This is a genomic window from Deltaproteobacteria bacterium (assembly GCA_009930495.1).
Classification (GTDB): Bacteria; Desulfobacterota; Desulfovibrionia; order Desulfovibrionales; family Desulfomicrobiaceae; genus Desulfomicrobium.
The window spans coordinates 1-6825 of the sequence record RZYB01000143.1; the positions used below are offsets into that span (position 1 = coordinate 1).

The 6825-nt window shown below is 61.5% G+C and carries 7 protein-coding genes; 2 read left to right on the plus strand and 5 right to left on the minus strand.

Annotated elements, in window-relative coordinates; genetic code table 11:
• The 5 genes from EOL86_10925 to EOL86_10945 form a co-directional block, all read right to left on the minus strand.
• Positions 1–484, minus strand: a 484-nt coding sequence (locus EOL86_10925) for a single-stranded DNA-binding protein (GenBank protein NCD26086.1), incomplete at its 3' end; no start/stop codon positions are given.
• Positions 485–510: 26 nt separating this feature from the next.
• Positions 511–861, minus strand: coding sequence for a formin-like protein 18 (locus EOL86_10930; GenBank protein ID NCD26087.1), 351 nt, complete (start codon positions 859–861; stop codon positions 511–513).
• Positions 861–1511 (minus strand): biotin attachment protein, encoded by a 651-nt coding sequence (locus EOL86_10935; protein ID NCD26088.1) that lies wholly within the window; start codon positions 1509–1511, stop codon positions 861–863. The genes EOL86_10930 and EOL86_10935 overlap by 1 nt, the downstream gene beginning before the upstream one ends.
• Positions 1512–1520: 9 nt before the next feature.
• Positions 1521–3761: an acetyl-CoA carboxylase carboxyl transferase subunit alpha/beta gene (locus EOL86_10940; protein ID NCD26089.1), complete on the minus strand. Its 2241-nt coding sequence runs from the start codon at positions 3759–3761 to the stop codon at positions 1521–1523.
• Positions 3762–3873: 112 nt separating this feature from the next.
• Entirely contained in the window at positions 3874–5304 is a 1431-nt protein-coding gene (locus EOL86_10945) for an acetyl-CoA carboxylase biotin carboxylase subunit (GenBank protein NCD26090.1), read from the minus strand.
• A gap of 260 nt (positions 5305–5564) precedes the next feature.
• Here EOL86_10945 and EOL86_10950 point away from each other — a divergent pair, with 260 nt between their 5' ends.
• Positions 5565–6386: a purine-nucleoside phosphorylase gene (locus tag EOL86_10950; protein ID NCD26091.1), complete on the plus strand. Its 822-nt coding sequence runs from the start codon at positions 5565–5567 to the stop codon at positions 6384–6386.
• Between the two features lie 7 nt (positions 6387–6393).
• The coding region (locus EOL86_10955) for a response regulator (GenBank protein NCD26092.1) at positions 6394–6825 on the plus strand (432 nt) is incomplete at its 3' end.

The window sequence follows — 6825 nt, forward strand, 5'->3', positions numbered from 1 at the left end:
AGAACGGCACGTCATCCATGCCACTGGCCTCGGACGGAAAGGCCGGGCCCATGGGCTCGTCCTCGTACTGGCCGCCGCCCTGGGCGGCATTCTGCCGGGGCTGCTGTCCCTGGTATTGCGGAGCCGGGGCATAACTGCCGCCTTCGGACTGGCGGGAATCCAAGCCCTGGACGCGATCAGCCTTGATCTCGGTCGAGTAGCGATCCTGGCCGTTCTGGTCCTGCCATTTACGTGTCTCGATCTTGCCCTCGATATAAACCAGGCGCCCCTTGGCCAGATAATTGCCGCAAAACTCGGCCTGCTTGCCCCAGACCACGATTTTGTGCCACTCGGTCTTCTCGACCTTCTGGCCGTCCTTGCCCATGTAGGTCTCGTCCGTGGCAATGGAAAAATTGGCCACGGGCTGACCGGACTGGGTATAACGGATTTCCGGATCACGTCCCAGACGGCCGATCAACATCACTTTATTCAGACTCCCTGCCATGTCATCTCCTCGCGGTTATGGCCCGATCATGGTTTGGGCGCATGTTTTTCCAACTCGGTCAAGCTGTCCTCGATGGCGTCCGTGGCGGTATTGGCGCCGCGCGCATTCCAGTTCCCCAGCTCCTGTTCCAAGGCCTCGACACCGCGCACGGCCCGAGGCAGATCCTTTTCCAGCACCTCGCGCAAGGCGGAAGGAATGTCTCCGAACCGATACAGGTCCTCCAAGGCCCTGACAAGTTCGAGCACGCCCTTCATCTCGTGGGGAAAGCCCGGCTTGGTCTCCTCGAAGGCCCAGCGCCACAACACGGGCCAGGCCTTGCGCACATCGTCCTCGCTGTAGGTAAACGCGGACACCCGCACCTGCAATACGCGGCCCATCAGTCCCGCTCCTCCCAGTCGGTCTGGACGCGGCGCACGACCTCCTGGATTTGGCCCAGCTGGTTCTCGGGGCAGACGCCGATGAGCGGACTGTCCCGGTCCACGGAGTCGTTGCTTTCAAAATAGACCGCGTAAATGATCCCGGCCGGCCCAACATAGCGCACGGCGGTTTCCCGCTTCATCCGCGACAAGATGAACAGTTCCATGCCTTCCTCGACATGCACGGTCTGGCTGCCCTTGGTCTTGACCTTGATATCCACGTCCGGAACGAAATAATATTTTCCCTTTTCCGGCGCCGGGAACAAGGACAGGGACCGGCGCAGGATGCGGGCAATGACTTCCTCGCGGGTCAGATAATGCCGGATGGTCATGAGCTCCTCGCCGGCCTGGACAAACCGGCCGTTGTCCAGGGAGGCCAAGGCCATGACCTCGCCCTTTTGCGGGGCGAAGATGGGCTTCTTGTTTTTTTCCCGTTCCAGCCGGACAAGCAGGGTGCCGGGCTTTTCCTTCCAGGTTCCGCTGGGGCCGACCACCTGGGCGCCCACATCGCCGGTCACGAATTCCACTTTTCCGGAATGGGGCGCGCGGATGATGATCTTCTCGTAGGGTTCCTCGCGCAGCTCCCGCAACAATTCTTTCACATCGATCACGTCTGCCTCCTATCGGTAATACAGATTGCGGCCGCCCATGGTCTGCAGGGACTGCACCAGATTGTCGCGGATTTCGCGGCGATCCCAGATGCCCTGGATATGTCCGCGCGACAGGGCCTGGAAGGCGTTGTGATAGTTGGGCGGAATGTCCATGCCCGTGGTTTCCTTGATCACGCCCGGACCGGCGAAGCCGATGTTGGCCGAGCGCACCGCGAACTGATACGGCGAGCAGCCCAAAAAGCTGGCCACGGGGCCGGCGTAGGAGTTGGTGTCGTAGAGAACCAGATACAGGCCGCCGGCTTCGGTGTAGCGGCGCACGGCCATGGTGCAGCGCGGCATCTGGATGACGCCGTTGACGCCCTCCTGAATGCGGATGCCGGCCGTGCCGTGGACATAGGACAGAAAAGGCAATTGTTTCTTGCGGGCCCGCTCCATGGCCCGGATGAATTTTTCGCCCTCGGCCGCGCCGACGCTGCCGCCCCGGAACGCACCCATGAACAGGGCCACCATGACCGCCGTGCCCTGGATGCGGGCCTCGAAGGTCATGCAGCCGCATTTATGCCCGGTCTTGCGTTTGGCCTCGTCCAGCTTGAGGTCAAACCCGTCGAACTTGAGTGGATTGGCGGACTCGATCTCGGAAAAGACCTCGTAAATGGAACCCGGATCAAAGATATTATGCAGATACCACTGATATTCCATGGGGAAATGGTGCCCGCAAAAACTACACACCCCGGCCCATTCCCCAAACAAATCCGGCGCCCACTGATCCAGGCAGCCATGCACGGCCGCGTTGGGACAAGTCACGGCCCGATCCTGCTTGGCCTGCGGGCTGACATACTGCCATTTGCCGTTGTTCTGCTCGCCGTCATCCCAGGCCGACAGGGAGGTCAGGCCTTCCTTGTTCACGTCGCTTTTGTTCTTGGTGAACGGCAGTTTGGACATGAGCGCGTTCCAGTACCGGCTGGAGCGGCCGACCACGACCTGCATTTCGGCATGCACGTCCTCGGCCAGTTCCGTGACCTTTTTGTGCTGCTTCCCGAACAAATCGTAGCGGAAATACGAATACAGCGAGGTGAGCAGCTCGCCCACGGACTCGCTGCCCCGGCTCAGCCAATGGCGTTTGTCCAGATAGGCGTCCTGGGCCATTTTGCGGTATTTCATATAGCGCATCCAGACCAGGCGCTCCTTGGCGCGGGCGTCCAGATTCCAACGCACGTAGACGTCGGCGCCCTTGCGCCGCTTCAGGGCGATGGCCCGGAACAGACGCAGACCGCGCACATTGAGGACGATCTCGTCGGTGGAGGCGATGACGGACTTCCTGAGCTTGCGGAAGAAATCGTAATGCTCGGGTCTGGCGCCCAGATCCGGCTCGGAGATCTTCCAGTCCACGTAACCCATGGCCCGGTTGTCGTCGGCCGTGATCTTGAGTTGTTCGGCGCAGCGCTCGATGAGCTTGGGTTCGGCCCGCTGGCCGCCGCGCAGCCGGCCCTCGATGGCCGCCGCGCCCTCGGGCGAGATGACCGAATAATAGCCGTGGGACATCATGATGCGCGTGTCGGCCAGACCGATAGCCTCGGCCCCGCCGGAGCCGCCCTCGGAAATGACGGCCACCACCGGCACCTTCAGCCCGGCCATTTCATACAGATTCCGGGCGATCTGCTGGGCCGCGCCGGGATAATCCTCGATGGGATAGGAACCCGGCGTGAAGACATAGGTATGGATGGGGATGTTCTCGGTCTCGGCGACTTTCATGTAATGCAGGGCCTTGGCGTTGCCCCAGGGCTTGACCGAACCGCCGTTGCGGAACTCCTGGCCGTGGCCCTTTTCCTGGCCAATGACCATGACCGCCTGGTTGTGCGTCTTCTTGCCCCGGCGCCGGGTGATGTAGGCCCGGGCGATGAGCATGCTGGGATCGATGCTGTAGTCGTCCTGACCGCCGATCTCGGTATAGTTGTCGTAGACGTTCTCCAGGATGTCCTTGAGACAGATACGCTGGGGATGGCGGACAATACGGACCTTGTTCATGGGCTTCAGATCGCGTTCCAGCTTGCGTTCCAGGAAGCTGAACAGCTCCTCCAGGGTCTTGAGCTGGCGCACGGCCTCCTGCTTGGGCAGACCGGGCTCGCGGGCCACGTATTCCCCGAGCTTGGCCTCGAGCATGGCCACGTTGCTATTGTCATCGGGACCGAAGATGTCCTGGATGTACTTCAGGCGATCCCGAAGTTCTTGGATGCGTTTTTCGATATCCATATCAGTGCGAAAATGCCTCGCGGGCTTGATGTTATGCCGGATTCCCGACGTCGCTTGAGCGCTTAACCAATATTTTCGAGCCAGTCATGGCCGGCCGTGGACCAGGATGTCCCTAGAAAACCAGGATGTCCTCGGTCTTGCGTTTCAGGAATTCGATATTGGACTTGAGGGCCTCGCCAGCGGCGTTCTCGCCGACCAGGATCAGGGAATTCAAAAATTCCACGCCCCGTGCCTTGGCCTCGGCCAAATCCTTGCCCCAGATGATGGCCAGGGCCAGATTGGGGTCGAAGTCCGTGGGGATTTCGTAGGCGCGGTCCGTGGGGACCTGGGTATGGAGCTTGAGCCACGGGTGCTCCGGCCATCCGTAGCGCGTGATACGGCCGACCCAGGGCGCGAACTTGTTGTCCGGATCCTCGGCGATGATGCGGTATTCGATGCCCACCCCGTCCAGGCTGATATCTTTTTGCGTGTAGCCCAGGGGCGCGCCCAGGCCCACCCGGATCTGCTCGGCGATGAGGTCCACGTCGCCCTTGCCCTTGATGGTGGCAATGCGCGCCGACACCCCGTTTTCGACCTGGATACGGGTGTTGACCTCCATCAAAAAGGGCTGTCCCGTGGGACTGACGATCCATTCCCAGGTGCCGATATTGTCGTAGCCGGCCTCGCGGGCAATGCGCAGGGAGTATTCGGTGATATCCTCCAACACCTTCCTGGCGTCGAAGGCGTAACGCAGGGAGGACGGATCGAAGCCCGGCGCGACCTCGATGCGCTTCTGCCGGCCGATGGACTGGACCGAGCAATTGCGGGTGCCGAAATGAACCGGATGCTGGCCGGAACGGTCGGCCAGCACCTGGACTTCGAGATGGTTGAAGTCGAAAATGCGCTGCTCGATGAGCACGCCCTCGTCCCGGAACTGGCGCTTGGAGTAATTCTTGATGCGGCGCAGGGTGCTGCGGAACTTGTCCAGATCGTGGACTTCCTCGATGCCCATGCCGCCGCCGCCGGCCGAGGCCTTGACCAGAATGACCGGATTATTGATGCCCTGTTCCTTCTGGAATTCAAACAGGGACTTGGCGATGGCCTCGGCTTCCAGGTCGTCGGTCACGGGTTTGTCCGAGCCGGGCACAGTGGGCACGCCGAGCTTGCGGGCCAGGCGCTTGGTGTTGATCTTGTCGCCGAGTTCGCGAATGACCTGCCAGGACGGGCCGATGAAAATCAGCTTGCGTTCGCGCTGGGCCACCCGCCGGGCAAAACGATAGTCCTCGGAAAAAAAGCCGTAACCGGGATGGATGGCCGTGGCTCCGGACTCGTCGGCCACGGCGAAAAGTTCATTGGCGTCGAGATACGAGCTGACGCGGTACAGGGACTCCTCGCCGCCGAGTTTGCGCGCCAGGGCGCAATGGTCGCTGTCCTTGTCCGGCTCGGTGAAAAGCGCCACGAAGGCCAGCCCCAATTTGCGGCAAGCCTGCATGATCCGAATGGCGATTTCGCCCCGGTTGGCGATAAGCACCTTGTGTTTTTTCTGTTCACTGGGTTTGTTCATATGTGTATTTCAGCCTTTCCTCGTGGTCGGTTTGTGGAAAACGGGCTGGATCGCCCGCAAAGCCGCTTCCGCTTATATTCTTAATGTCAAGCCCGCAACCCTTGCCCCACAAGCGCCACCGGCCCGGCCCGAGCCGATCGGGAGTTGCGCTATCCGCTCGGGATCGCTTATGGAAAACATGACGGCCACGACCACGAGCTCGACCACTCTTCTCGGACACCATCCCGTCACGCATCAACCCCAACTCCCAAGGATCGCGTATGACCACCCTGCACCAGCGCATTGAAACAGCCACGAACTGGCTGTCCCGTTCCCTTCCCGCCATTCCCGGGACAGCCCTGGTCCTGGGTAGTGGACTGGGAACCTGGCTCGATCCCGCGCGCATCCGGTTCCAGGCATCCTACGCCGAAATTCCGGGCTTTCCGGTATCAACCGTTCTGGGACACGCGGGCACGCTGTTCCTGACCGAGCTCGGCGGGGCGCCCCTGCTGGTTCTTTCCGGTCGGTTTCACTTCTACGAAGGCTACTCCCTCCAGGAGGTCACCCTGTTCGTGCGCTGTCTGGCCCTCCTGGGGGTCTCGAACCTGATCCTGACCAACGCGGCCGGAGCGCTCAACCCGGTCTTCGACACGGGCGGACTCATGCTTCTGACCGACCACATCAACATGATGGGAGCCAATCCCCTGACGGGCCCCAACCAGGACGCCTGGGGACCACGCTTTCCGGACATGTCCCAAGTCTATTGTCCGGTCCTCGGGAACAAGGCCCTGGACGCGGCCCGGGCCAATGGCCAACGGGTGGAGCGCGGCGTGTACGTGGCCGTGGCCGGCCCAAGTCTGGAAACTCCGGCCGAGACCCGCATGTACCGCATCCTGGGCGCCGACGCCATTGGCATGTCCACCGTGCCCGAGGCCATTGTCGGCCATCACATGGGCCTCAAAATCCTGGGCATCTCCTGTCTGACCAACAAAAATCTTCCGGACTGCATGGCCGCCACCTCCCACGAGGAAATCCTGGCCCAGGCCCGGCAATCCAGCGCGGCCCTGGGCGGGTTGCTGACCGCGCTCATCCCCAAACTGTGAGCATGACATGAACGAAGCCGACCATCTCCTTGTCGAAATCCGGGACAACATCGCCAAAAAAGACGCCATCAAGGCCAGGCTGGTCCTGGCCCACCTGGAGCATGTGGGCAAAAACGCGCGGGAACAGGCCATCATGGCCTTTCATGACGCCGCCCCGGAATTCGCGGTTCCGCTCCTGGCCCGATTTCTCGTCGAGCACAAAAGCCTGACCCTGGACATGCCCGTGGTCCGGGAAATCCTGGCCGTAAAAATACTGTCCCAACCCGGTCTGGTGGCCCAGGCCCTGCGCGACCCGCAAACACCCCACCGGCAGGTTTATGTCTCCATGGCCGGCGAGCTACGCCTGGAGTCCCTGGTTCCGGACTTGCTCGACGCCCTGCTGGCGACGTCCGAAATCGACGACATCAACCACTACATAGAGGTCCTGGGCGAAATCGCC